Genomic DNA, 23,788 nt, shown 5'->3' on the forward strand with positions numbered 1-23,788 from the left:
CGGTTAAATCAAAGTTTTGAAGAAGCATTAAACCTTAAAAAAAGAATTAATGCTTCTTATTTTAATTATAGAGCGATGTGCAACTTATTTTTTGGTTTTAAATTTAGCTGACAAAGGCAATACTGAGCCATAGTGAATGTAAAGTTGGAGGGCGAGTGTATATGTTTGAAGAGGATGGAATTGTTTTAATTATGGAGCCTGCTGATGAAAGAAACTTGAGGAGATTTATTTTTTCAGTGCCAAAGTCAGTGTATGAAAAGAAGGGGCTTACATTACACTATGGAGCAGCTATCGGACAAGGATATATGGATATAATTGAAGATATTATTAGTGTACATATAGAAATAGATGTTGTAACGATAATAGGGCATGTGAGCGGTTAAATAGCTATTTGAAAAAGGTTGTAGGTGATTTAGCTAGAAGTTATGATAAAGAAGATTACAGAAAAGGATAATGACGAAGGGAGCCTAAAATGAAAATCAAATCAATTTTATTAGTATGTATAGTTTCAATTGGTTTAATGGGATGTTCATTAGTAGAGCAAGGAAAGAACTCCATAGATTATGCTCAAAAAGCGACAGACTATGTAAATGAAATAAGTGCATTTGCAAGTGATGCGCCAGCATTAGCTGAAAAGGCCGTTAATGATAGCGAAGCTCGAAAAGAATTAGAAACGAAGCTTAATGAAATTAAACAAGATATACCCGCATTTAATGAATTAACGCCACCGGATGTAGCGAAGGATCTTCATCAGCAAATCGTCGGATATAACGAAAAGTTAAATACATTAATTGATACGGCGATGACAAAGGTAGAAGAAGGCAAAGTGGATGTAGAGCAATTTAAAAACTCTGAGCTTATGCAGACGATAGATCAAGTTCGTGAATTGAAAGACAAGGTTCAAAATTTAGGGCAATAATAAAAAAGGATCCGTGATGAACGGATCCTTTTTTATGTTTTCTAATGGAAAAGTTTATAATATGTTCTTCCTATAATATAAGCGTCGTTTATATCTTCCATTTTTCTAAAATATGTATTGTTTTATTGGTTGCATCCATGTTCACTTGAACACCTATCGGCATAGTGAGCATCGGATGGGTATGACAACAATCAAAGTCAGCAAGTAAAGGAATGCTTTGGTTTTGCAATACTTCTAATAATATTTCGTACGGTTTGCGATTTGTACCACAATCATCAAATTGCTCATGTTTTCCAAGAAGTATACCTGAAACTTTATCAAATACACCGTTAATTTTAAGTAATGAAAAGCTTCTTTCAATAGTAGCTGCATTTTTTGAGCTATCTTCAATAAATAAAATATCGCCGTCTTGAATGCTTGGCATATAAGGGCTACCCCAAATACCTTCTATTGTATTTAAGTTCCCACCAATAATACGTCCAGTAGCTTGTCCATTCGTTACAGAAATCCAACTATTATGTCTACGTTCTTTTTCTTTCGTCTTCATTTCCCAATTAATAAATTCATCTGACCAAAATAAAGGCTGTTTTATGTTGTAAGGAAGTACTTGATCATGTAGTAATGTTTCTACAAAATAGTTGTATGTATAATCTACAAAAGGCTCAAATTCTCCAAAGGAGGGGACGAGTGCCGGACCATAAAATGTAGGGATTCCTGTTTTGGCATAAATCCCTAGCAATAAAGCTGTTGCATCTGAATAGCCAATCATTATTTTAGGGTTATTTTGAAAAGCATCATAATCAATATAAGGTAATAAGGAATTAGAATTCATGCCGCCAATTGTTGACATAATACAAGATACATTAGGATTTCTTATTAAAGCATTGAGTTCCTCGGCACGCTCTTGTATACTGCCAGAACGATAATAATCATATCGGCCTGTTAGTGAACCTTCTAATATGTGAAACCCTTTCTGTTGTAAGTAGGATTTCGCCCGTTCAAATCTTTTTGGAGAAGTGTAGGTTGCTGGTGAAGAGGGCGAATAAATGCCGATTGTGTCACCGTATTTTAATGTTTTTGGAAGTAGCATCGTAAAAATCCTTTCTATTAAATAGTTAAATTAAGAAAATGTAACATTGAATATTCTTATATTTCGGTATTTTAAGTGTAACATAAATGTATGAGATGAATAAATATGCTTTTTACCTTGACGATATAAAGTAATTATTGTTATGGTTAAACGTGAGTGTATAAAAGGTTTGCTAAAGGAGTTTTGAAATGAAGCGGTTAAAATGGGGAAGGCTGACGATCCTAGTAGTCATTATTTTAGGGATATGTTGGTTCTTATTCCAAGGAACTCAAAAGAGTGCAACAAATGTAGAAGGAGAACCTTTACAGGTGGCAGAACTACCTAAAACAGGATTAGCTGAAAAAGTAGTCCCACCAAAGTACATACCACCAGAAATCGATGCAAAAGCAGCTATGATTATTGATGCGAGTAATGGAGATATTATTTATCAACATAATGAGAATGAAGCTTTTGCGCCAGCAAGTATGTCTAAGATGATGACAGCGTACCTACTATTAGAAAATGTACATAATGGGAAAGTTCGCTGGGAAGATCCGGTGAAAATGAGTGCGAAAGCGGCACAAACAGAGGGTGCGAGAATCCCAGTCCAAGTTAATGACACATTAACTGTTAAAGATTTGTACCATGCATTAATGATTGAATCAGCAAATAATTCGGCTGTAGCTTTAGCAGAACATATGGCAAAAACAGAGAAAGATTTCGTTCAGCTTATGAATGAAAAAGCAAAGCAGTTAAAAATGTCAGAATATGCTAAATTTGCAAATGCGTCAGGACTACAAGAACCTGATGGAAGTGAGACGAAGATGACAGCTGCTGATGTAGCAAACTTGGCGTATCATCTTATAAAAGATTATCCAGAAATATTAGAAGTGACTCATTTACGTCAAAGTCAGTTAGCATTTAATAATATTAATGTTACAAGTACAAATGATATGTTAAACAAAAATAATAAAGCTTTATATATAGAAGGAATAGACGGATTAAAAACAGGATTTACAGATAGCGCGGGGTATTGTTTTACGGGTACAGCAAAACAAGGTGATACTCGTATTATTACAGTTGTAATGGGAACGAAAGGTAAAACGAAGCGTTTTACAGAGACGAATAAGTTAATGTCTTATGCATTTGGCTTAGTTAATTAAGTAAAATATTGAGTTAGATCATTATATAAGAAAGGCAATTTGTTGTTACTTATTATAGGTAACAATAAATTGCCTTTTTACTTTTAGAATTAGGAAATAAAAAGGTAAAAAATGTGAGTGTTATTATTTGAGTTTATTATTGTTTGTTGATAGTATAAAGTTAGAAGCTTATTAATGATAAGTTTTAAGAGGCAGAATATGATGTGTACATATGAAAAAGCCTCAAATGAAAATTGGAGGGAATTATGATGGCAAAAGATTTTTACTCAGCAATTGAAGACAGAAGATCTATTTACGCGATTAGTAAAGAGCAAGTAGTTTCTGATGAGAAAATTCAAGAAGTGATTTATCATGCTGTAAAACATACACCTTCAGCTTTTAACTCTCAGAGCGCTCGCGTTGTCGTCTTGCTTGGAGAACAACATGATAAGTTATGGGATATTACGAAAGAAACGTTACGAAAAATTGTACCTGAAAATAATTTTGCATCTACTGAAGAAAAAATGAATGCATTTAAAAGTGGTTATGGAACGGTTCTATACTTCGAAGATAGTCAAGTAGTGGAAGAACTGCAAGAAAACTTTGCCTTATATAAAGAGAATTTTCCCGTTTGGTCTCAGCAATCCTCAGGAATGTTACAATTTGCAATTTGGACAGCTTTAGAAATTGAAGGATTTGGTGCTACATTGCAGCATTACAATCCATTAATTGATGAAGAAGTGAGAAAAGAATGGGAAGTTCCAGGGAACTGGAAACTTACTGCGCAAATGCCGTTTGGTAAACCGGTGGTAACTGCAGGTGAAAAAGAATACCAACCTTTAGAAAACCGTGTGAAAATTTATAAATAATGTAGGAATGATAAAAGGTGAACAGAAATATAATCTGTTCACCTTTTTATAAGTAGTAAGGATTTTTTTGATAGGAATTTTTCATCTGATTTTTTAATTCGTTTTTACGTGTTTCAATAGTTGATATTTTTTGTAACGTAATAATTGAAACGAATTGAAAAAAAGCATAGTACAGTTCTATATTTTTATTTGTAGGATCATCTATTATGTTTTTCATAAATATACCTCCTTTTTAATAATAAGACTTCCATATCAAAATTCAATGCTACGTGGAGAATACCAACCTGTAAAAGTTCGATTGGTTTCCGGATAGGGTGGATAATACATGTATAGATTAAGATGCCACTCTATATATGATAATATAAATATCCTGAAAATTCCATATGTAGTGAAAAATAGTGAGTGGAATGTACATTTTCGTCAAATTAGAACAGAATTTTTGAAGATAAATCTTACAAATCGTCAAATCTTTTAAAAGTGATAAACAGTATCAAAAATAGTTTTCTGAAAATATTATACTATTGATAAAAAAAGCGTTTTTTGTCATGATAAGAGTATGCTTCATGGAAAGAACTTTACTAGGAATACATTCTTTGCATTGTATTAGATTAATAGAGTTTTTCGGAGTGGATAGGTAAATATATATTAAGATAATGAATGAAATGTCGAATTTTCAATGAAATACATATGGAATTTGAAAAAAGCATTGCAAAAACAGTAAGTTTAATGGTAAAGTTCACATGAAGTTCACACGGAATTCACTTCATTCGTTTAAAATGAACTCTGTGTGAAAAATAAAACTCTTGTTAAAAAATGGAACTTAATGAATATTTTACTTTGATAATATTGTAATGTATTAAGTTTATAAGTTTTTTTAAGAGGATAGTAGGGAAAGGAAGTAAAGACAACTTATGAAAAAAGTAATTGCAGGTTTAGCAGCAGCTTCAGTAGTGGGTGTTGCAGTTCCAGGTATGGATTCTGCTCAGGCACAAGTTTCAAACGAGGCGCTAAAAGAAATTAATGGACAAAATCAAACTCAAAATCAAACGACTGTAACTGAAACAAAAACTGTAGAAACAAAATCTGACTTAAAATACACAGTAACTGCTGATGTATTAAATGTTCGTTCAGGTGCTGGTACAGGACATAACGTGATTTCTAAAGTGAAATCAGGTCAAGTACTACAAGTAATTGGACAAGAAAACGGTTGGTTCAAAGTAACTGTAAACGGTCAAACTGGTTATGTAAGTGGTGACTTCGTAACGACTGGTGGTAAAACAGGAACTACTGTTCAACAAGGAACTGGTACTTACACAGTAAACGTTTCTTCACTAAACGTACGTACAGGCCCAAGTACATCTCATACAGTATTAGGCTCTGTAAATAAAGGTAAAACAGTACAAGTTGTTGGAGAAGTACAAGATTGGTTTAAAATCAACTTCAATGGTGGAACTGGATACGTAAGCAAAGACTTCGTAACAAAAGGTGGTTCTGCTGTATCTAACGAAACAAAACAACCAACTACAAACAACAATACTACTACAGTTCAAACTGGTGGTTCTTATGTTGTTAACACTGGTGCTTTAAAAGTACGTACAGGCCCAGCTACATACAACGCTGTAATCGGTGGCGTAACACAAGGTAAAGTATTAAACGTTACTGGCGCTGAAAATGGTTGGTACAAAATTAACCATAACGGCCGCACAGGTTACGTAAGTGCAGACTTCGTTAAGTTTGTAAAAGGCGGAGTAAACAACGTTACAAATAACAATAACAATAACGTTACAAATAACGTTCAACAACCAGGTAAAGACGTACAAAAACCAACAACAGGTGGAGATACATCTTCAATCGCTGGATTCGCTAGATCTTTAAATGGTTCACCATACAGAACTGCTGGTACAACACCTGCTGGTTTTGACTGCAGTGGATTCATTCACTACGTATTAAATCAAACTGGTCATAAAGGCGCTCGTCAAACAGTTGCTGGATACTGGAGCTCTAAAACAAAAACTAGCAATCCACAACCAGGTGATTTAGTATACTTCCAAAATACTTATAAATCAGGTCCTTCTCACATGGGCGTTTACTTAGGAAACGGTCAGTTCATTAGTGCAGAAACAGATGCAACTGGTGTACGTATTAGTTCTGTAAGTAACTCTTACTGGAGCAAGCACCTATTAGGTTACACAAAAGCATACTAAGAAAAAGTAGCTTATATACTTTTTGTATAGAGAAAAGGCTTTCCAGGGAAACTTGGGAAGCCTTTTTATAGTTGAATAGACTGGGAATGTAGTAGTTTTCACTGTAACTTCCCATTTAAAAATCGAGCGTATAGGTCATGGAAATAGTTCGGACGAAATAAGTTTGCTGCATGTCCTGCAAGCGGTATTTCTTTATATAAAACGTTAGGAAGAATGGATTTCAAATCAAAAAGACAAGATTTATAGAGATGATCATGTTCACCCATTACCCATAGCATAGGGTGGGGAAGTGATTTTAATTTAGATTTTAAATCGAATTCTAAACGATGCCGTAATGATTGGGCAATAATTGATGAATGTAATTGTAATCCGAAACGGTAATAAATATTTCTTGAAATGACTGCGAACGGATTTGCCTTTAGTATGCCACTTGGAAAAATGGTATTTGCGTATTGAGAGAGCCATTTAGAGTAATCGTCTCCTCGCTTCTCCCAAAATTTTTGAAATACGTTATATAAAAGGGATGGATTATTATAATGTCCACCAATGTGACAAATGCTCAATACTTTTTCTGGATGCATTTGTGCAAAAATTGTAGAGATATAACAGCCGTAACTTAGAGCGCAAATATGAGCTTTTTGAATGCCTTCTTTTTCGTATAAATTCAATAATTGATCTACGAGGCGCTGTAATGAAAATTCGATATCTGCACCTTTATCATCGCCATGACCTAATAAGTCGTAAGTTATAATGTTATAGGTGGCTGAAAATCGTTTATGCTCTTTTTTGAAGGCACGACGATTGCCGACTAAGCCATGAATAAAAATGATTGTTTCCTTTTCGGAATGTATATTTGTTTGCAAAAAGGATACTCCTTTCAATAACGGGAGATTTATATAGTATTGTAAATTGGTTATCTATAATTCGCATAGAATAATATTAAGTACCTGGTAATAATATCAGATGTTTATACTTGTTGTAAAGATGAGTTTGTATGTATATTTTGTAAAAAGAGAAAAAATGTGTTTACATTCAGTTTACATTTGTATTGTATTCTATTTTTAGAAAGAACAGTTTGGTTTAACACGAGGAGATGAACAGGAATGGAAGTTAGAAATGAGATGAAGAAAAAAGGGAGCTGGAGGCAGTTTTTACGCCTTATTCAAGATACAAATCCTCCGAAAGGGATTCTTGCTTTTGCGTTATTAATGAGTTTGCTTTCTACGGGAGCGAGTTTATTTATACCGATGTTAACGAAAGGGTTAGTAGATAATTTTTCACTTTCGTCAATAAGTACAGGACAAATTGTTGGGCTAGTTGCATTCTTTATTATGCAAACTATAGCTGCGGGTTTGTCTATATATTTACTAAATTATATAGGACAGAAGATCGTAGCTGGACTGAGAGAACGTTTGTGGAAAAAGGTACTTATATTACCGGTAACTTATTATGATCAAAATAGAACAGGTGATACCATTAGTCGTATGACAAATGATACAGGAGTTGTGAAAACATTAATTTCTGAGCATTTGTCAAACTTATTAACAGGCGGTATTTCAATTGTCGGATCATTAATTGTATTATTTGTTTTAGATTGGAAAATGACACTTTTACTTTTAACAGTTATTCCATTATCAGTACTAATTTTAGTTCCACTGGGACGAAAAATGTATAAGATTTCAAAAGCACTTCAAGATGAAACGGCTTCTTTTACTAGTGTATTAACGCAAGTATTATCAGAAATTCGTTTAGTGAAATCTTCGAACACAGAAAAAAGGGAATATGAAACTGGAAATAAAGGTATTGAAAAGCTATTACAATTTGGTTTGAAAGAGGGAAAAGTGCAAGCGTTAATTTCACCAGTTATGTCGTTTGTTTTAATGGCATTGCTTGTTATTATCGTAGGATATGGTGGAATGCGAGTTTCTAGCGGTGCATTAACTACAGGAGAACTAGTAGCGTTTATTTTATATTTAGTTCAAATTATAATGCCGATGAGTCAATTATCTATGTTCTTTACACAATTCCAAAAGGCAATTGGTGCAACGGAAAGAATTAATACAATTTTAGAATATGAAGTAGAAGATCATGAAACTGGTGTGAAGGTTACAAATCCGAAGCAGCCAATCGTTCTTGAAAATGTATATTTCGAGTATAACGAAGAAGAGCAAGTTTTAAAGAATATTGATTTCACAATTGAATCAGGAAAAGTAACAGCAATCGTAGGACCAAGTGGTAGCGGAAAAACGACGTTATTCTCACTGTTAGAACGTTTTTACGAGCCAACTAGCGGTGCCATTAAATTAGGAAAAGACTCAATTAAGAATTATTCACTACAGTCATGGCGACGTCAAATTGGTTACGTTTCACAAGATAGTCCGTTAATTGATGGAACGATTCGTGATAATATCTGTTACGGTGTTGAGGGCGAAGTGACAGATGAAGAAATTGAAAAAGTAGCAGCAATGGCATATGTTGATGCATTTATTCATGACTTGCCAAACGGATACGCAACAGAAGTTGGAGAACGTGGTGTGAAGCTTTCTGGAGGGCAAAGACAGCGAATTGCCATTGCCCGAGCATTACTTCGAAATCCACAAATTCTTATGTTAGATGAAGCAACTTCCAGTCTAGATAGTAAGTCTGAGTCTGTCGTTCAAAAGGCATTAAATAACTTAATGAAAGGCAGAACAACGTTAGTTATTGCACATAGACTTTCTACTGTTGTAGATGCAGATAAAATTATCTTTATAGAAAAAGGGAATCTTACAGGAAGCGGTACACATGATGAATTATTACAGACACATGATATGTATCGTGAATTTGCAACGCAACAATTGAAAATTAAAGAGGGTGCATTATAAAATGAATAATCAGTGGGGCTTATACCCCGCTGATTATTCATTTTTAAAAGCTTTATAAGGGATGCTAATTAGAAAGGAAATGGTTTCTTTGATACCTAACATTTTAATAGTGGATGATGATCCGCATATTAGAGAACTTGTTTCTGTTTTTTTAGAACGCGAAGGCTTTCAAACATATGAGGCAATTGATGGACTAGATGCACTTCAGAAAATAGACGAAGTAAAAGTTGATATGGTTATTCTTGATATCATGATGCCGAATATGGATGGATTTGATGTATGTTTTGAATTAAGGAAGTACTATGATATTCCAATTTTGATGCTAACTGCTAAAGGAGAAACGTCTCAAAAAGTAAAAGGATTTCACCTTGGCACGGATGATTATCTTGTAAAACCATTTGATCCGATAGAACTAGTAGTGAGAGTAAAGGCGCTACTGAAACGTTACCAAATTACAGTATCGCAATCGATTCAAGTTGGAAATGTATTGTTAAATCGTAAAACATTTGAAGTTTCAGTTGGAGAACAAACGGTTACATTACCGCTAAAAGAATTCGAATTGCTCTTTACTCTAGGTTCTAAAGCAGGAAGAACTTGTTCGAGAGAGCAATTAATTGAAGATGTATGGGGATATGATTTTGAAGGGAATGAACGTACACTAGACGTTCATATTAATCGGTTACGTGAGAAGTTTCAAGATGAGAAATCGAAATTTAGTATTAAAACGATAAGAGGTTTAGGATATCGCTTAGAGGTAAGTAAATGAGAAAAAGAAAACGAATGAGTAAGTTGAAGATGTTGAAAGTAACGGGAGCAATAATAGCGCTCTTTTCTTTTCTCACTATAATTTGGTCTATCGCATTTTATGTAGCAACTAGTATATTGAATGCTCTTGAAATACATGTATCGCGGTTTGTTGCCTTTTTAATTAGTGATATGGTCGGTTTTGTGTTTATTGTTCTTATTTGGACATTGTTTGGGATATTAATGAGGCCAAAACGACAGGCGATGATTTGGACTATTATTGAACCGATACAAAAAATTGCAAAAGGAGACTTCTCCGTAAAAATACGAAATGAAGAAAAGTATGATGGAGAAATTGGTGTACTCGTAAAAAGTATAAACGATATGACTGATGAACTGAATGCGATGGAGAAAATGCGTCAGGAATTTGTATCGAATGTTTCACATGAAATACAGTCACCATTAACTTCTATAAAAGGATTTGCTAGAGCGCTACAAGACGATAATCTTTCCGAGGAAAAAAGAAAGCATTATCTTACCATTATCGAAACGGAAACGACGAGATTATCTAAACTAAGTCAAAATTTACTGAAACTAACTCTTTTAGAGTCAGAAGAGTATACACCAGAAAGAGTGACTTATCGATTAGATCAACAGTTAAAGCAAATTGTATTAAATAGTGAACCGCTCTGGGCTGAAAAAGAAATTGAGCTAGAACTTAATTTAGAGAAAGTACACGTTACTGCTGACCAAGAAAGTATGAGTCAAGTTTGGATTAATTTAATTCATAATAGTATTAAATTTACTCCAAGTAGCGGTACAATTACAATCCAGTTACAAGAATATGAGAAAGTAGTGGAAGTACGTATTCGCGATTCGGGAATTGGTATATCAGAAGAACAGAAACAACATATTTTTGAACGTTTTTATAAAGCAGATTCTTCACGAAATCGTGCTTATGGAGGAAGTGGCTTAGGCTTGGCCATTGTAAAAAAGGTAATCGACCTTCATCAAGGAGAAATAAAAGTCGAGAGTGAAGAGGGGAATGGGACAGAATTTATTGTTTGTATTCCTAAATATGAAGAAAAATAGTGTTAGGAGGAAAATCTTCTAACACTATTTCTCTTTAAAAATACATTTTCCATTACTGCAACTATATTGATAAGCTTTTCCTTCGTTATTCATACGGTATGAGTAATCTGATTCTTTATCTTTCTTGAAGTCAACGTACGCTTCTGCACCACTTTTATCATCATTTATATCGATGAATTGAACGCTGCGTATAGAATAATTTTTCTTTTCACTTAAACCTCTTTCTTGTAAGTTTGTATGAATCCCGTCTACTAACTCGTCAAACAATGACCAGTTTAAATTAAGGTTTTCAAATGACTCGGTATGTCTTCCTAAAATGCTGTTGTCTTGTATTATTTTTTTATTAGTATCGTATGTATAAGAGTATGTAAAATAAGGCTCGTCTTTATAAACAACTTCTGCATAATAGCCGATATTATAAAGGGGAGTATATTTTCCAGTAATGCTTTGTATTTCTGCTTGCTTATATCTTTTTATAGTATGGAGGTATTCGTTAGTATTTTTTTCTATTACTTTATAAGTTAGTGGATTACCAAATATAAAGTACAGGACAAACAATATGATACATAGTCCGACTGCAGTTAATAAGAAGAACCATTTTTTTCTTTTCATACACATACACTCTCCTATGCTGGATTTATTTATATTTTACATGAATCATGGCAAAAACATGAGACTTATAAAGTGAAACTTTAATAAGTGGGGGTCTTACTGCCCGCAAATAGCAGGATAAATAAAAAAATTCTATAGTTACCTATAAGTAACCTACGCACATGAAAGTGCATCATTGCCTTTTTACATAAACATAGATACAATTTTAATATAATACATAACTGAGATGATTAAGGAGTGTTATACTTGGCAGAATTATTAGAAGGCAAAAATGCTTTAATTACAGGAGCAGGTAGAGGGATTGGTCGTGCTGTAGCGATCGCATTAGCGAAAGAGGGCGTAAATGTCGGTCTTTTAGCTCGTTCAGAAGAAAACTTAAAAGCTGTAGCGAAAGAAGTAGAAGCAGAAGGCGTAAAAGCTGTTATTGCGACTGCTGATGTTTCTTCATATGAAGAAGTGACTACTGCGATTGAGACGTTAAAAAATGGTTTAGGATCTATCGATATTTTAATTAATAACGCTGGTATTTCTAAATTCGGTAAGTTTTTAGAATTAGAAGTTGCTGATTGGGAAAAAATCATTCAAGTAAACTTAATGGGTGTATACTATGCAACTCGTGCAGCTTTACCAAGCATGATTGAACAACAATCTGGTGATATTATTAACATTTCATCTACAGCAGGACAAAAAGGTGCACCTGTAACAAGTGCATACAGTGCCTCTAAATTTGGTGTTCTTGGCTTAACAGAATCGTTAGCGATGGAAGTTCGCAAACATAACATTCGTGTAACAGCTCTAACTCCAAGTACAGTAGCAACTGATATGGCTGTAGATTTAGGATTAACTGACGGAAACCCAGATAAAGTAATGCAAGCAGAAGATATTGCAGAGTTTATCGTAGCGCAGCTGAAATTAAATAAACGTACATTTATTAAATCAGCAGGACTTTGGTCTACTAATCCGTAGGGGATAAATGTATAAACAAAAGAAGGGATATTTATTCTGTAATGGAGTAGATGTCCCTTCTTTATTTTCGTTTATAAGACAGAATTTTCGGTATAATCAAATGTGAATAATAGAAAAGCATTGAAAGGGATGGTATTTACATGAGTATAATTGAGAAATGGACGGCTGTTGATCAATATGTGAGTGATGTATTAATACCGAAAGATTCTACATTAGAAGAAGTTCTTCAAGCAAACGCTGCAGCTAATTTACCAGCACATGATGTATCGCCAACGCAAGGGAAGTTTTTGCAACTATTAGTACAAATTCAAGGAGCTCGAAACATTTTGGAAATTGGTAGTCTAGGTGGATATAGCACGATATGGCTTGCAAGGGGCTTGCCATCTGAAGGTCGAGTTGTTACATTGGAAGCAAGCGAAAAACATGCAGAAATTGCACGTAGTAATATTAAACGTGCCAATTTGAATGATAGAATTGAAGTGCGAACAGGATTAGCTTTAGATTCTTTACAGCAAATCGAAAATGAGAAGTATGAACCATTTGATTTTATTTTCATAGACGCTGATAAACAAAATAACCCTACCTATTTTGAGTGGGCACTGAAACTATCACGCCCTGGTACTATAATTATTGGTGATAACGTAGTACGTGAAGGGGAAGTTATTGACAATACGAGTAACGATCCTCGCGTACAAGGGATACGTCGGTTCTATGAATTAATAGCTGCAGAACCACGTGTAAGTGCTACTGCGCTTCAAACTGTCGGAAGTAAAGGATACGATGGGTTTGTCATGGCAGTCGTAAAAGAGTGATGTGAGGAGGTAAATGGGATGAAAAAGAAATTTCAAAAATTATAACATGTATCTTGTACAATGCAGCTACCTCGTGGACCTCCAATATACTTGGAAATATAAGTTTATATAAAAATTGGAGGTCAGGAATAGATGAGAACTGAAAAAGAAATGTTAGACTTAATTATAAATACAGCAAAAGAGGATGAAAGAATCCGAGCAGTTATCATGAATGGATCACGTGTAAATTTAAATGTGAAGAGAGATTGTTTTCAAGACTACGATATTATGTATGTTGTACATGATATACAATCTTTTACGTCTAATCATAATTGGATTCATAGATTTGGAGAAATAATGATTGTACAAATGCCAGAAGAAATGTCATTAATTCCAGCGGACGAAGACGGGAAATTTCCGTATTTAATGCAGTTTATGGATGGAAATCGAATTGATTTAACGCTCGTTCCATTTGATTTGATAAATAAGTTCGTTGGACAAGATAGTTTAAGTAAGCTGCTTCTCGATAAAGATAATTGTATTGTTGAATTTCCACCAGTAAGCGATAAAGACTACTTAATAAAAAAGCCTACAGAAAAAGAATTTTTAGATTGCTGTAATGAATTTTGGTGGTGTAGTACGAATGTAGGGAAAGGACTATGGAGAGAAGAACTTTCTTATGCGAAAGGGATGCTTGATGGTCCAGTACGAGATATGTTCATCGTAATGCTAGAATGGCATATTGGTATGAAAACAGACTTTACAGGTAATGCAGGAAAGTTTGGGAAGCATTTCGAGCAATATATTGAAAAAGATATGTGGGAGCAATTTAAAAGAACTTTTTCTAATGCAGAATATGAAAACATATGGGAGTCATTCTTTGTCATGGGGAAATTATTTAGGGAAGTGGCGAACGAAATTGCTAACACATTTGGATATCAGTACCCGCAAGGTGATGATGACAGAGTGACGAGCTATTTAAAACATGTGAAAGCTTTGCCCAAAGATAGTACATCGATTTATTAATAATATAAAGCAATACGACTGTCCTAATTACGGACAGTCTTATTTTTGTTCATGAATAGGAATTTCCCTAACAAAGTGCAGAGGAATCACATATGAAATTTTAGGGAGGTTTTTTATTATGTATTATTTTTATTCGTCAGAAATGTTTGCCCCATATCAATGGGGATTAGAACGAGATGTTTCGTACGCCTATATGCCATATCACTCATTTTATTATGGAGACTATATAAGCTCATTGCCATACGCATATATCCCTCAAAACTATGAAGTGCAAATGAAAGCATATGAGCGTGGATCGTGGACGCCATTTTCGTGGGTCGAAAAATATGCGTACGCATTTTCCGGACCATACAATAAAGCGGAAGTCGCTCTTACATTTGATGATGGACCAGATTTAGAATTTACGCCGAAAATTTTAGATAAGTTAAAACAACATAATGTAAAAGCAACTTTTTTCTTGCTTGGTGAAAACGCAGAGAAGTATCCGAATGTAGTAAAACGTATTGCGAATGAAGGGCATGTAATTGGTAATCATACGTATAGCCATCCGAATTTAGCGAAAGTAAATGATGCTGAGTACCGTAATCAAATTATAAAAACAGAAGAAATATTAAATCGTTTAGCTGGTTATGCACCGAAGTTTATTCGTCCGCCGTACGGTGAAATACTTGAAAATCAATTGAAGTGGGCGACAGAGCAAAACTTTATGATTGTACAGTGGAGTGTTGATACGGTTGATTGGAAAGGAGTAAGCGCTGATACGATTACAAATAATGTGTTAGGGAATTCATTTCCTGGCAGTGTCATCCTTCAGCATTCAACGCCAGGCGGGCATTTACAAGGATCTGTAGAGGCGCTAGACAAAATCATTCCGCAGTTAAAAACGAAAGGGGCACGTTTTGTAACGCTGCCAAGTATGTTCCAAACATCGAAAGAGAGAAAATAAAGTGGAGTTTAAATTAGTCGGGTATTGTCAATCATCCATTATTAAGAATAGGACTCCTAAGTACTTTAAAATGGGAGTCCTATCTTATTTATAAATTATTATTTTCTAGTAAGTCTTTTCCTTGCTCTATAACAAATTCATAGTATGCAAGATTATATGGATAAATATCTTCAAATGTTATCGTTATCGGTTTATTGCTTAAAACAGAAATAGTCGTTAAAGATGAAATCTCTCCTTTTAATAGTTGTAGAAAAGAATTTGCATGTACTTTCATCACATCGTCTACTTCTTCACCCGGTGCGAATGGAAGTGGATTGATGACATTGTGGAAATACATATGACAAAACTCACGATCTGTAAGATTTGAAATTTCATAATCTATTTTAAAGATGCCTTTGTATGCTAAATCAGTCGTTTGAAATGAAAGCCCCAATTCTTCTTCAATTTCACGAAGACCACCAATTTGTACATCTTCATCGTGCATAATATGTCCGGCTGAAGTAATATCCCATATACATGGAGCTTCTTTTTTATTTTTAGAGCGTAATTGGAAATATAAGAACATATCTTCAGCATCTTTTTCTACAAACCAACAATGAAATGTTTCGTGCCAATCACCGTCACGATGCACTTCATCACGCAATTTCTTCCCAAGTGTATTTCTTTCAGGATCAAATATTGTTAACCACTCTGTCATTTTAATTCCCCTTTCTGCAAATTTTATTATACAATATTTGTATTGAATTTTGGGAAAATAAAGAAAAAAGGAGCGGTTAATAGTGGGGATAGAGCGTACGGAAATAAAATCGATTATTTCAACAGAGGAAGAATTACGGAAAATATTGGGGCAACCAAGTGAGCGAGCGTTAAAGAAAGTTATTTCATCATTAGACCACCATTGCGTAGATTTCCTGTCTAAATCTCCTTTTCTAGTATTATCTACTGCAAATAAATTAGGAGAGTGTGATGCTTCACCGAGAGGAGACGCACCTGGATTTGTATACGTATTAAATAATAATAAAATTATCATTCCAGAAAGACCAGGTAACCGTCGTATAGATTCCATTTTGAACATTATTTCAAATCCATACGTAGGGTTACTATTTTTTATTCCTGGACTTGGGGAGACGCTCCGAATAAACGGCCGAGCGTATATTACAAACGACGAAGAGATATTGCAAGAAATGCAGGTGAATGGACGCAATCCGTTACTTGGAATTGTCGTTGAAATAGAAGAGTGTTATATTCATTGCGCAAAAGCTTTTATCCGATCTAAGATGTGGGATCCAGAATCTTGGTTACATAAAAAAGAGTTACCTTCAGCAGCAAAAATGTTGCTGGAGCATGCGAAAGTAAATACTTCTGAAGAAGATGTTGCACGTTCTTTGGAAGAAAGCTATACGAAAAGATTGTATTGAAAAAACTTTATAGATATAGTTTTGTAAGGTGAATATGTACACATTTTAGAATGTGATATTCATATAAGAATCGTTGATTTACAAACTGGAGAAACAACAAAATAGGTAAATTGAGCGGCCATTGCATAATGTTATTGTGAAATACAATAAAAAATGATTTTGAAAATTGTTAGTAAAAATAGGCTTGCTTTTTGAAAAGTTGATAACTATAATAAGTTAACAAATAGACATGAACGAAAAAGTAACGATAAGGACACGAAATCATTTTTACGGTTTACAGAGAGGGAAGCCAAGGGTGTGAGCTTCCTAACACGAGAAATGGTTTTACCACCTTTGAACTTCAATAGTGAACGAGTAATCTAGTAATTATTGACGGAATCAGCCGTTATCTGAACTTGAGCAATCTAGAAGGAAATACGTCTAGGTTGGAACAAGGGTGGAACCACGAAAACACATTCGTCCCTTTCCTAGGGATGAGTGTGTTTTTTTTATAGAATTTAAGATTGAAAATTTAAAATAATTTAAAAATAGTATTGATTTTGTTGTTTATACGAGTATAATGAATTAACAAATAAACATGAACGAAAAAGTAACGATAAGGACATGAAATCATTTTTACGGTTTACAGAGAGGGAAGCCAAGGGTGTGAGCTTCCTAACACGAGAAATGATTTTACCACCTTTGAACTTCAATAGTGAACGAGTAATCTAGTAATTATTGACGGAATCAGCCGTTATCTGGACTTGAGCAATCTAGAAGGAAATACGTCTGGATTGGAACAAGGGTGGAACCACGAAAACACATTCGTCCCTTTCCTAGGGATGAGTGTGTTTTTTTATTACTTTGAAAGGAGGTGCTGTAACATGAAACGATTTGTACGTACGGAAATAACCACCACCTGCATGATTAAAAAGCAGAGCAAGGTGATTGATAAAGACAAAAAATAAAATTGTAGGAGGAGATTAGAAGATGAATAACGTTATTAATGTTGGGGTGTTAGGCTTAGGTACGGTCGGAAGTGGTGTTGTCCATATTTTGAAAGAACATTATAAAAAAATTGCACTTGATACAGGGTATGAAGTGAAGGTAAAGACAGTCGTTGTACGTGACTTAGAAAAAGAACGTGATGTTTGCATTGATGGAATCGTAGTAACAAGTCATGTCGATGAAGTTCTAAATGATCCAAATATTGATATTGTAGTAGAGGTAATGGGCGGAATTGAAGAAGCAAAGCAGCATATTGTTAAGGCTTTACGAAATAAGAAACATGTCGTAACAGCAAATAAAGATTTAATGGCTGTATACGGTGCGGAACTTCTCCACCTGGCGAACGAAAATGATTGTGATCTATGTTATGAAGCAAGTGTAGCGGGCGGTATTCCGGTGTTAAGAGGATTAACAGACGGATTAGCATCAGATCAAATTGAAAAAATAATGGGAATCGTAAATGGTACAACAAATTACATGTTAACAAAGATGAGTCAAAATGGATGGTCGTATGAAGAGGCATTACAAGAAGCACAAAAATTAGGTTTCGCAGAATCAGATCCAACAGCGGATGTAGATGGGCTAGATGCAGCGAGAAAGGTAGCCATTCTTGCAAACTTAGGTTTTTCGATGAATGTTTCTTTAGATGATGTGCAAGTAAGAGGGATTCGAAAGGTCGAAAAAGAAGATTTACAAATGGCTGAAAAGTTAGGATTTACTATGAAATTAATTGGGAAAGCAGAGAAACAAGGGTCAGCCATTCATTTAAGTGTAGAACCGACTCTTTTACCAAGTCATCATCCATTATCGAATGTAAATAATGAATTTAATGCAGTATATGTTCACGGTCAAGCAGTAGGGGAAGTAATGTTTTACGGCCCTGGAGCTGGGAAGTTACCGACTGGTTCTGCTGTAGTAAGTGATATTATTTCAATCATTAAAAGTATGAATCAAGTTCCGAAAAATAAAAGTGCGTTAAAAGAACCAGAACCGTATGAATTACAAGGAGATGAAGAAGTCGTTTCGAAATATTTCTTACGTATTTCATTACGAGATGAACCTGGGATGTTACAAAAAATAACAGAATGTTTCGTTAATTATTCTGTAAGTTTAAAAGAAGTAATTCAATTACCTTTAAATCGTGAACTTGCAGAAGTCGTTGTTGTGACACACCAAACTTCGAAGTATCAATTCGAACGAGTACTAGGAGCGATAGAAGATGTCGCAAGTGAAATAAACAGTTATTACATTATTGAGGAGGAAAAACAATATGTATAAAGGGTTATTAAAACAGTATGCTTCTTATTTACCGGTGAATGAAAATACACCTGATGTGAGCTTAATGGAAGGAAATACACCGCTTATTCCGTTATTAAATATATCAAAACAATTAGGAATTCAGTTATACGGTAAGTATGAAGGAGCGAATCCGACAGGTTCTTTTAAAGATCGTGGTATGGTAATGGCTGTTGCGAAGGCGAAAGAAGAAGGTTCGGAGGCAATTATTTGTGCATCAACAGGTAATACTTCGGCATCGGCCGCAGCATACGCGGCACGCCTTGGAATGAAATGTATAATCGTAATCCCTGAAGGAAAGATTGCACATGGAAAATTAGCGCAAGCAGTCGCCTATGGAGCTGAAATCATTTCAATAGAAGGAAATTTTGATGATGCACTTAAGGCTGTAAGAAATATTGCTGCTGAAGAGCCGATTACATTAGTAAACTCAGTGAATCCTTATCGAATTGAAGGGCAAAAAACAGCAGCATTTGAAATTTGTGACCAGTTGCAAAGTGCACCAGATGTTTTAGCGATTCCTGTTGGAAATGCTGGAAATATTACAGCGTACTGGAAAGGTTTCTGTGAATATGAGCAAGAAAAAGGCTATAAGAAGCCAAGAATTCATGGGTTTGAAGCGGAAGGAGCAGCTGCTATTGTAAAAGGACATGTCATTGAAGAACCTGAAACAATTGCAACAGCGATTCGCATCGGTAACCCAGCGAGTTGGTCATATGCAGTAGAGGCTGCTAAGCAATCTCACGGTGAAATAGATATGGTATCAGATGAAGAAATATTACATGCGTATAGATTATTAGCAAAAACAGAAGGGGTTTTCGCTGAGCCGGGATCAAATGCTTCATTAGCCGGCGTTATTAAACATGTTCAATCTGGAAAAATCAAAAAAGGGGAGACAGTTGTTGCGGTTTTAACTGGAAATGGGTTGAAAGATCCTGATATCGCAATCTCTTCTAATACATTAGATATTGCAAGTGTTTCAAATGATATAGAACAAATTAAAGAGCATATTAAAGGGGTGATTATATCGTGATACCATTAAGTATTCGAGTTCCTGCTAGTACAGCGAATGTTGGACCTGGATTTGATTCAGTAGGAATAGCTTTGTCATTATATTTAGATGTAGTAGTAAAAGAGAAAGCTGATAAATGGCAAGTAATCCATTCCTTTGAAGAATCAATTCCGACAGACGATAAAAATTTAATCGTTAGCACGGCATGTAAAGTGAGTCCTTCTTTATCACCCCATATAATAGAAGTTACTAGTAATATCCCACTTACAAGAGGTCTAGGAAGTAGTGCGTCAGCGATTGTAGCTGGGATAGAACTTGCGAATCAACTAGGCAATTTGAACTTAACGACTGATCAAAAAGTTCAAATTGCTACAAATTTTGAAGGACATCCTGATAATGTTGCTGCTTCTATATTAGGAGGAACTGTAATCGGAGCACTGGATGGAAAAAATGTTTCGGTTGTAAGAATTGAAAGTAAGGAATTAGGTGTAATCTCTCTTATTCCAAATGAAGAGTTAAATACGGAGGAAAGCCGATCTGTATTACCAGATGTGTTTCCGTTTCATGAAGCAGTTAAGGCTAGTGCAATCAGCAACGTATTAGTAGCTGCGTTTTGTCAAAAGAAGTGGGAAGTTGTAGGAGAAATGATGGAAAGAGATCATTTTCACGAGCCATTTCGTTTAGAACTGGTCCCGTTATTACCATCTATTCGTAAATGTGCAAAAGAATTTGGAGCATACGGCACAGCGCTTAGTGGTGCAGGCCCATCCATTTTTATATTAACGCCATATGATAAACGACAAGAAATTGGTGAGCAATTAGCGAGAGTATTTACGTCTATGAATGTGTGCGAGCTAGAAATCGATCATAGAGGAATTACTGTAAATAAAGAAGAACATATAGGGCTATAAAAAAGCTAGCATTGCTAGCTTTTTTTGTTGTAAATATCTTTTCAGTTGGCATATAAAAGAAAAGTAATAATGTATAATTTAGTAAAGCGTGTATTCATTTGGAGGTGATCGTATGAAGAAAGAGTCACCAGAAGAAAAGAGAGAACGTATAAGGCAAAGTGAATTGAAAAATAATCCTACCGGTTCTTTAAAGGATGGATTAAACAGAGCTGAATCAGGTAGTCCAGTTGATATGACAGGTGGTATGAATTGGAAAGGTACAGCGCTAGTAATTGTAGTGCTAGTTTTAGGCTATATTATATACACTTATTTTTTTAGTTAAGAAATGCACGTTAAAGCTATGAATTATTTGTTTTTATAAGTAGTGAGGATTGTACTACATATACTTTAAACAAATTATTGTTGTCCATACACACTAATTTTTAATACTCAAAATAGAGCTAGCGTTATGCTAGTTCTATTTTTTTGCCACATTCCTGTAACAAAGCCCCTGTATATTCAATGGTGGAGGTGCAGAAGATGAAAAAAATGATAGCGATATGTCTTCTTACAACTATGTCATTTTCGACTTTAGTTGGGTGTGATGTAAAAGGTAATAATGCTGTACAAGAGTCTAAAATAAAGAAAGCGACGTATAAAGAATTTACTTACGATGTAAATCCAGAAACTTTCACGTTAACTGTAGAACATGATGGTGTAAAGGAACAGGCGTCACAGCCGTTACCGAAAATGAAAGTGTCGAATGTGAAAAAAGATAAGGGGCGCACATCATGGGAATATCCAGATCAAAAAGTAAAAGTGAATGTAGAAAAGAAAAAAGATCACTTAAATATTGAAGTGGAATCGACTGGTGCAGAAAGCTTTACATGGCCGAAAGTACAAGCTGAAAATTATACACTTCCGTTATGGGAAGGAAAGCAAATTCCGAGTAATGATGAAAATTGGAAGAAGTTTTTAAAGGATGATGCATATTCATTTGCTGAATCATTTTCTATGAAGTTTTTTGCTTTAAATGGTTCGAAATATTCCATTGTATATATTGCGAACAATATGTTTAATAATGAATTGAAATTTCATTCGGATCCGAAAATAGGATTTGATTTTATACATGAATTCCCGAGCATAAATAAAAATAAAACATATGGATTTCAATTATATGTGACAAATAATGATGCAGTGAGTATCGCTAAGTTGTATAAGGATACTATTGCTGGAAAAGGTGAATTTAAAACATTACAAGAAAAGGCTAGAAAAAATAAAGAGATTGAAAAACTTTATGGTGCGGCTCATTTTTATTTTTGGAATCAAAATGGTTTGTCTGACAGTAACGTAAATTGGCCAAAGATAAGAGAACAAATAAATAGTCCTGTGTTTAGCCATATAAAAGAGCTTATTCAAAAGAATAGTTCGGAGCCTGGAGAATTGAATGTATTTGAGCAAGTAAGTAAACAAGATTTCATTGATCAGTACCAAAAAAATGTTATTTTGCGTTATGTAAATGAAGTATTATCAATGAAGGAATTGTATAAAGAGGCTATTTTCCCAAAAGTTGATCAGAAGGCTAGTGAGTTATTAAACAAAGGGCTAGATCATTTATCGCAGATGGAGTTATATAACTTAAATAAGCATGTATTAAAGTCGGCGCTCGGCGATGCGGTTGAAGAAGTAAGTAAATGGGGTAAGGCAGATGGAACGGATATTATAAAGGAAATGAAAGCAGCAGGAATAGACAATGCGTGGATTGGATTACCGAACTGGGAACAAGGGTATATGCAGCCCGATTTCGTGACAGAAGCTAAGAAAATGGGATATTTAGTTGGTCCGTATGATTCGTACCATTCTATTCACGAAAAGGCTGATAAAAATTGGAATACAGCTTCTTTTCATGATCCATCGTTATATGAAGAGGCAACTGTGACGAAGAAAAATGGAGAAAAAGTGCAAGGGTTTTTAGGTAGAGGGCGAAAATTAAATCCAACTTTATCTCTTCCTAGTGTAAAAGAGCGAATAAACGATATATTACAAAATGGACCTAAATATAATTCATGGTTTATTGATTGTGATGCAACAGGTGAAATTTATGATGACTATTCGGCCAAACATATAACAACACAAGAACAAGATTTAAAAGCAAGGTTGCAACGAATGGATTATATTGCGCAAGAAAAAGGTATGGTAGTTGGTTCGGAAGGCGGAAACGACTTTGCAAGTAGCACGATTGCATTTGCTCACGGCATTGAAACGCCAGTTATTAAATGGGACGATGAAGATATGAGGAAAAATAAAACTAGTCCGTATTATGTGGGCGGATATTGGTCACCGAATCAAAATGTTCCAGAAAAATATGCAAAACAAGTACCGTTGAAAGAAGAATATAAACAAGTTTATTTAAATCCAGTATATTCAGTACCGTTATATAAATTAGTATACAACGATTCTGTAATTACAACGCATCACTGGGAATGGGGAAGTTTGAAAGTAAAAGATGAGGTAGGAAACCGTATGTTATATGAGTTATTGTATAATGTTCCTCCGTTATACCATTTAGATGAAGTAGAGTGGAATAAGCATAAACAAGAAATTACGCAGCATCTGAAAGTTTGGAATGAAGTTCATGAAAAGGCAGTAAAAGAAGAAATGACGAACTTTGCATATTTGTCAGAAGATAAATTAGTCCAATCTGCTTCATATGGAAAAGATATTAAAGTTATTGTGAATTTCTCAAATGAAGAGATAGAAATAGATAAGGAGAAACTAAAAGCAAAATCCGCTGTTATTTATAATCATGGAAAGAAAACAATGTATACACCGCTTGAGGGATAATATGAAATGTATTGTTGCATTACTAATTTTTCAGGTGAAAATTGAAGGGTTCGAAACGAATAAATTTATAAATCTGTAATTTTGGATGTTACGAAGC

23 protein-coding genes and 2 other annotated features are annotated in these 23,788 nt (G+C 34.6%); of the genes, 18 read left to right on the forward strand and 5 right to left on the reverse strand.

Translation table 11 applies throughout. The features are described from left to right. Positions 1 to 161: 161 nt before the first annotated feature. Complete coding sequence (locus MR115_RS13145; protein WP_000461288.1) at positions 162 to 383, forward strand: hypothetical protein; 222 nt, start codon at positions 162 to 164, stop codon at positions 381 to 383. An 89-nt stretch (positions 384 to 472) separates the two neighbouring features. Next, positions 473 to 919, forward strand: coding sequence for a DUF6376 family protein (locus MR115_RS13150; RefSeq protein ID WP_242241593.1), 447 nt, complete (start codon positions 473 to 475; stop codon positions 917 to 919). 88 nt (positions 920 to 1,007) lie between these two features. Here MR115_RS13150 and MR115_RS13155 read toward each other — a convergent pair whose 3' ends face one another. Next, complete coding sequence (locus MR115_RS13155; protein WP_242241594.1) at positions 1,008 to 2,009, reverse strand: S66 family peptidase; 1,002 nt, start codon at positions 2,007 to 2,009, stop codon at positions 1,008 to 1,010. A gap of 188 nt (positions 2,010 to 2,197) precedes the next feature. Here MR115_RS13155 and MR115_RS13160 point away from each other — a divergent pair, with 188 nt between their 5' ends. Beyond that, complete coding sequence (locus tag MR115_RS13160; RefSeq protein ID WP_097817589.1) at positions 2,198 to 3,151, forward strand: D-alanyl-D-alanine carboxypeptidase family protein; 954 nt, start codon at positions 2,198 to 2,200, stop codon at positions 3,149 to 3,151. 245 nt (positions 3,152 to 3,396) lie between these two features. Beyond that, positions 3,397 to 3,999 carry a nitroreductase family protein gene (locus MR115_RS13165; protein WP_097817588.1) on the forward strand — a complete coding sequence of 201 codons (603 nt, stop codon included), beginning with the start codon at positions 3,397 to 3,399 and terminating at the stop codon, positions 3,997 to 3,999. A 46-nt stretch (positions 4,000 to 4,045) separates the two neighbouring features. Here MR115_RS13165 and MR115_RS13170 read toward each other — a convergent pair whose 3' ends face one another. Next, positions 4,046 to 4,216 carry a hypothetical protein gene (locus MR115_RS13170; RefSeq protein WP_061676863.1) on the reverse strand — a complete coding sequence of 57 codons (171 nt, stop codon included), beginning with the start codon at positions 4,214 to 4,216 and terminating at the stop codon, positions 4,046 to 4,048. Positions 4,217 to 4,910: 694 nt separating this feature from the next. Between MR115_RS13170 and entFM the strand changes: the two genes are divergently transcribed. Next, on the forward strand, positions 4,911 to 6,203 hold the full coding sequence (gene entFM / locus MR115_RS13175) for an enterotoxin EntFM (RefSeq protein ID WP_242241595.1): 1,293 nt from the start codon (positions 4,911 to 4,913) through the stop codon (positions 6,201 to 6,203). 98 nt (positions 6,204 to 6,301) lie between these two features. Here entFM and MR115_RS13180 read toward each other — a convergent pair whose 3' ends face one another. Further along, positions 6,302 to 7,066, reverse strand: coding sequence for an alpha/beta fold hydrolase (locus tag MR115_RS13180; protein WP_242241596.1), 765 nt, complete (start codon positions 7,064 to 7,066; stop codon positions 6,302 to 6,304). Between the two features lie 240 nt (positions 7,067 to 7,306). Here MR115_RS13180 and MR115_RS13185 point away from each other — a divergent pair, with 240 nt between their 5' ends. The 3 genes from MR115_RS13185 to hitS all read left to right on the forward strand — a co-directional run bounded on the left by MR115_RS13185 (position 7,307) and on the right by hitS (position 10,903). Continuing rightward, complete coding sequence (locus MR115_RS13185; protein ID WP_242241597.1) at positions 7,307 to 9,067, forward strand: ABC transporter ATP-binding protein; 1,761 nt, start codon at positions 7,307 to 7,309, stop codon at positions 9,065 to 9,067. Positions 9,068 to 9,155: 88 nt separating this feature from the next. Then, positions 9,156 to 9,833, forward strand: a complete 678-nt coding sequence (gene hitR, locus MR115_RS13190; RefSeq protein WP_218012706.1) for a response regulator transcription factor — start codon at positions 9,156 to 9,158, stop codon at positions 9,831 to 9,833. Next, entirely contained in the window at positions 9,830 to 10,903 is a 1,074-nt protein-coding gene (gene hitS / locus MR115_RS13195) for an envelope stress sensor histidine kinase HitS (protein WP_242241598.1), read from the forward strand. Before hitR ends, hitS begins: the two co-directional genes overlap by 4 nt. A 24-nt stretch (positions 10,904 to 10,927) precedes the next feature. On the opposite strand, the gene MR115_RS13200 is transcribed toward hitS, so the two are convergent. Continuing rightward, entirely contained in the window at positions 10,928 to 11,521 is a 594-nt protein-coding gene (locus MR115_RS13200) for a DUF3139 domain-containing protein (protein WP_242241599.1), read from the reverse strand. A 240-nt stretch (positions 11,522 to 11,761) separates the two neighbouring features. Between MR115_RS13200 and MR115_RS13205 the strand changes: the two genes are divergently transcribed. The 4 genes from MR115_RS13205 (at position 11,762) to MR115_RS13220 (ending at position 15,244) form a co-directional block, all read left to right on the forward strand. Beyond that, on the forward strand, positions 11,762 to 12,481 hold the full coding sequence (locus MR115_RS13205; protein WP_242241600.1) for a 3-ketoacyl-ACP reductase: 720 nt from the start codon (positions 11,762 to 11,764) through the stop codon (positions 12,479 to 12,481). A 140-nt stretch (positions 12,482 to 12,621) separates the two neighbouring features. Then, entirely contained in the window at positions 12,622 to 13,293 is a 672-nt protein-coding gene (locus MR115_RS13210) for an O-methyltransferase (RefSeq protein ID WP_242241601.1), read from the forward strand. A 132-nt stretch (positions 13,294 to 13,425) separates the two neighbouring features. Then, complete coding sequence (locus MR115_RS13215) at positions 13,426 to 14,298, forward strand: aminoglycoside 6-adenylyltransferase (protein ID WP_242241602.1); 873 nt, start codon at positions 13,426 to 13,428, stop codon at positions 14,296 to 14,298. 118 nt (positions 14,299 to 14,416) lie between these two features. Next, complete coding sequence (locus tag MR115_RS13220; protein ID WP_242241603.1) at positions 14,417 to 15,244, forward strand: peptidoglycan-N-acetylglucosamine deacetylase; 828 nt, start codon at positions 14,417 to 14,419, stop codon at positions 15,242 to 15,244. A gap of 88 nt (positions 15,245 to 15,332) precedes the next feature. Here MR115_RS13220 and MR115_RS13225 read toward each other — a convergent pair whose 3' ends face one another. After that, positions 15,333 to 15,941, reverse strand: coding sequence for an NUDIX hydrolase (locus MR115_RS13225; RefSeq protein WP_242241604.1), 609 nt, complete (start codon positions 15,939 to 15,941; stop codon positions 15,333 to 15,335). A gap of 82 nt (positions 15,942 to 16,023) precedes the next feature. Here MR115_RS13225 and MR115_RS13230 point away from each other — a divergent pair, with 82 nt between their 5' ends. The 6 genes from MR115_RS13230 (at position 16,024) to MR115_RS13255 (ending at position 23,691) form a co-directional block, all read left to right on the forward strand. Then, on the forward strand, positions 16,024 to 16,662 hold the full coding sequence (locus tag MR115_RS13230; RefSeq protein WP_242241605.1) for a pyridoxamine 5'-phosphate oxidase family protein: 639 nt from the start codon (positions 16,024 to 16,026) through the stop codon (positions 16,660 to 16,662). 235 nt (positions 16,663 to 16,897) lie between these two features. Beyond that, positions 16,898 to 17,129 (forward strand) — a binding site (T-box leader). A gap of 116 nt (positions 17,130 to 17,245) precedes the next feature. After that, positions 17,246 to 17,477 (forward strand) — a binding site (T-box leader). Between the two features lie 154 nt (positions 17,478 to 17,631). After that, the gene (locus tag MR115_RS13235) at positions 17,632 to 18,927 is read left to right on the forward strand and encodes a homoserine dehydrogenase (protein WP_242241606.1); all 1,296 of its coding nucleotides are present in this window, start codon (positions 17,632 to 17,634) and stop codon (positions 18,925 to 18,927) included. Beyond that, complete coding sequence (gene thrC, locus MR115_RS13240; RefSeq protein WP_242241607.1) at positions 18,920 to 19,978, forward strand: threonine synthase; 1,059 nt, start codon at positions 18,920 to 18,922, stop codon at positions 19,976 to 19,978. The genes MR115_RS13235 and thrC overlap by 8 nt, the downstream gene beginning before the upstream one ends. Then, positions 19,975 to 20,868, forward strand: coding sequence for a homoserine kinase (gene thrB / locus MR115_RS13245; RefSeq protein ID WP_063261825.1), 894 nt, complete (start codon positions 19,975 to 19,977; stop codon positions 20,866 to 20,868). Before thrC ends, thrB begins: the two co-directional genes overlap by 4 nt. Positions 20,869 to 20,980: 112 nt before the next feature. Beyond that, positions 20,981 to 21,190: a DUF6366 family protein gene (locus MR115_RS13250; RefSeq protein WP_061676877.1), complete on the forward strand. Its 210-nt coding sequence runs from the start codon at positions 20,981 to 20,983 to the stop codon at positions 21,188 to 21,190. 179 nt (positions 21,191 to 21,369) lie between these two features. Then, positions 21,370 to 23,691, forward strand: coding sequence for a glycoside hydrolase (locus tag MR115_RS13255; protein ID WP_242241608.1), 2,322 nt, complete (start codon positions 21,370 to 21,372; stop codon positions 23,689 to 23,691). Positions 23,692 to 23,788: the final 97 nt, after the last annotated feature.

Origin of the sequence: Bacillus cereus group sp. BfR-BA-01309 (genome assembly GCF_022664315.1) — a bacterium.
GTDB lineage: Bacteria > Bacillota > Bacilli > Bacillales > Bacillaceae_G > Bacillus_A > Bacillus_A mobilis.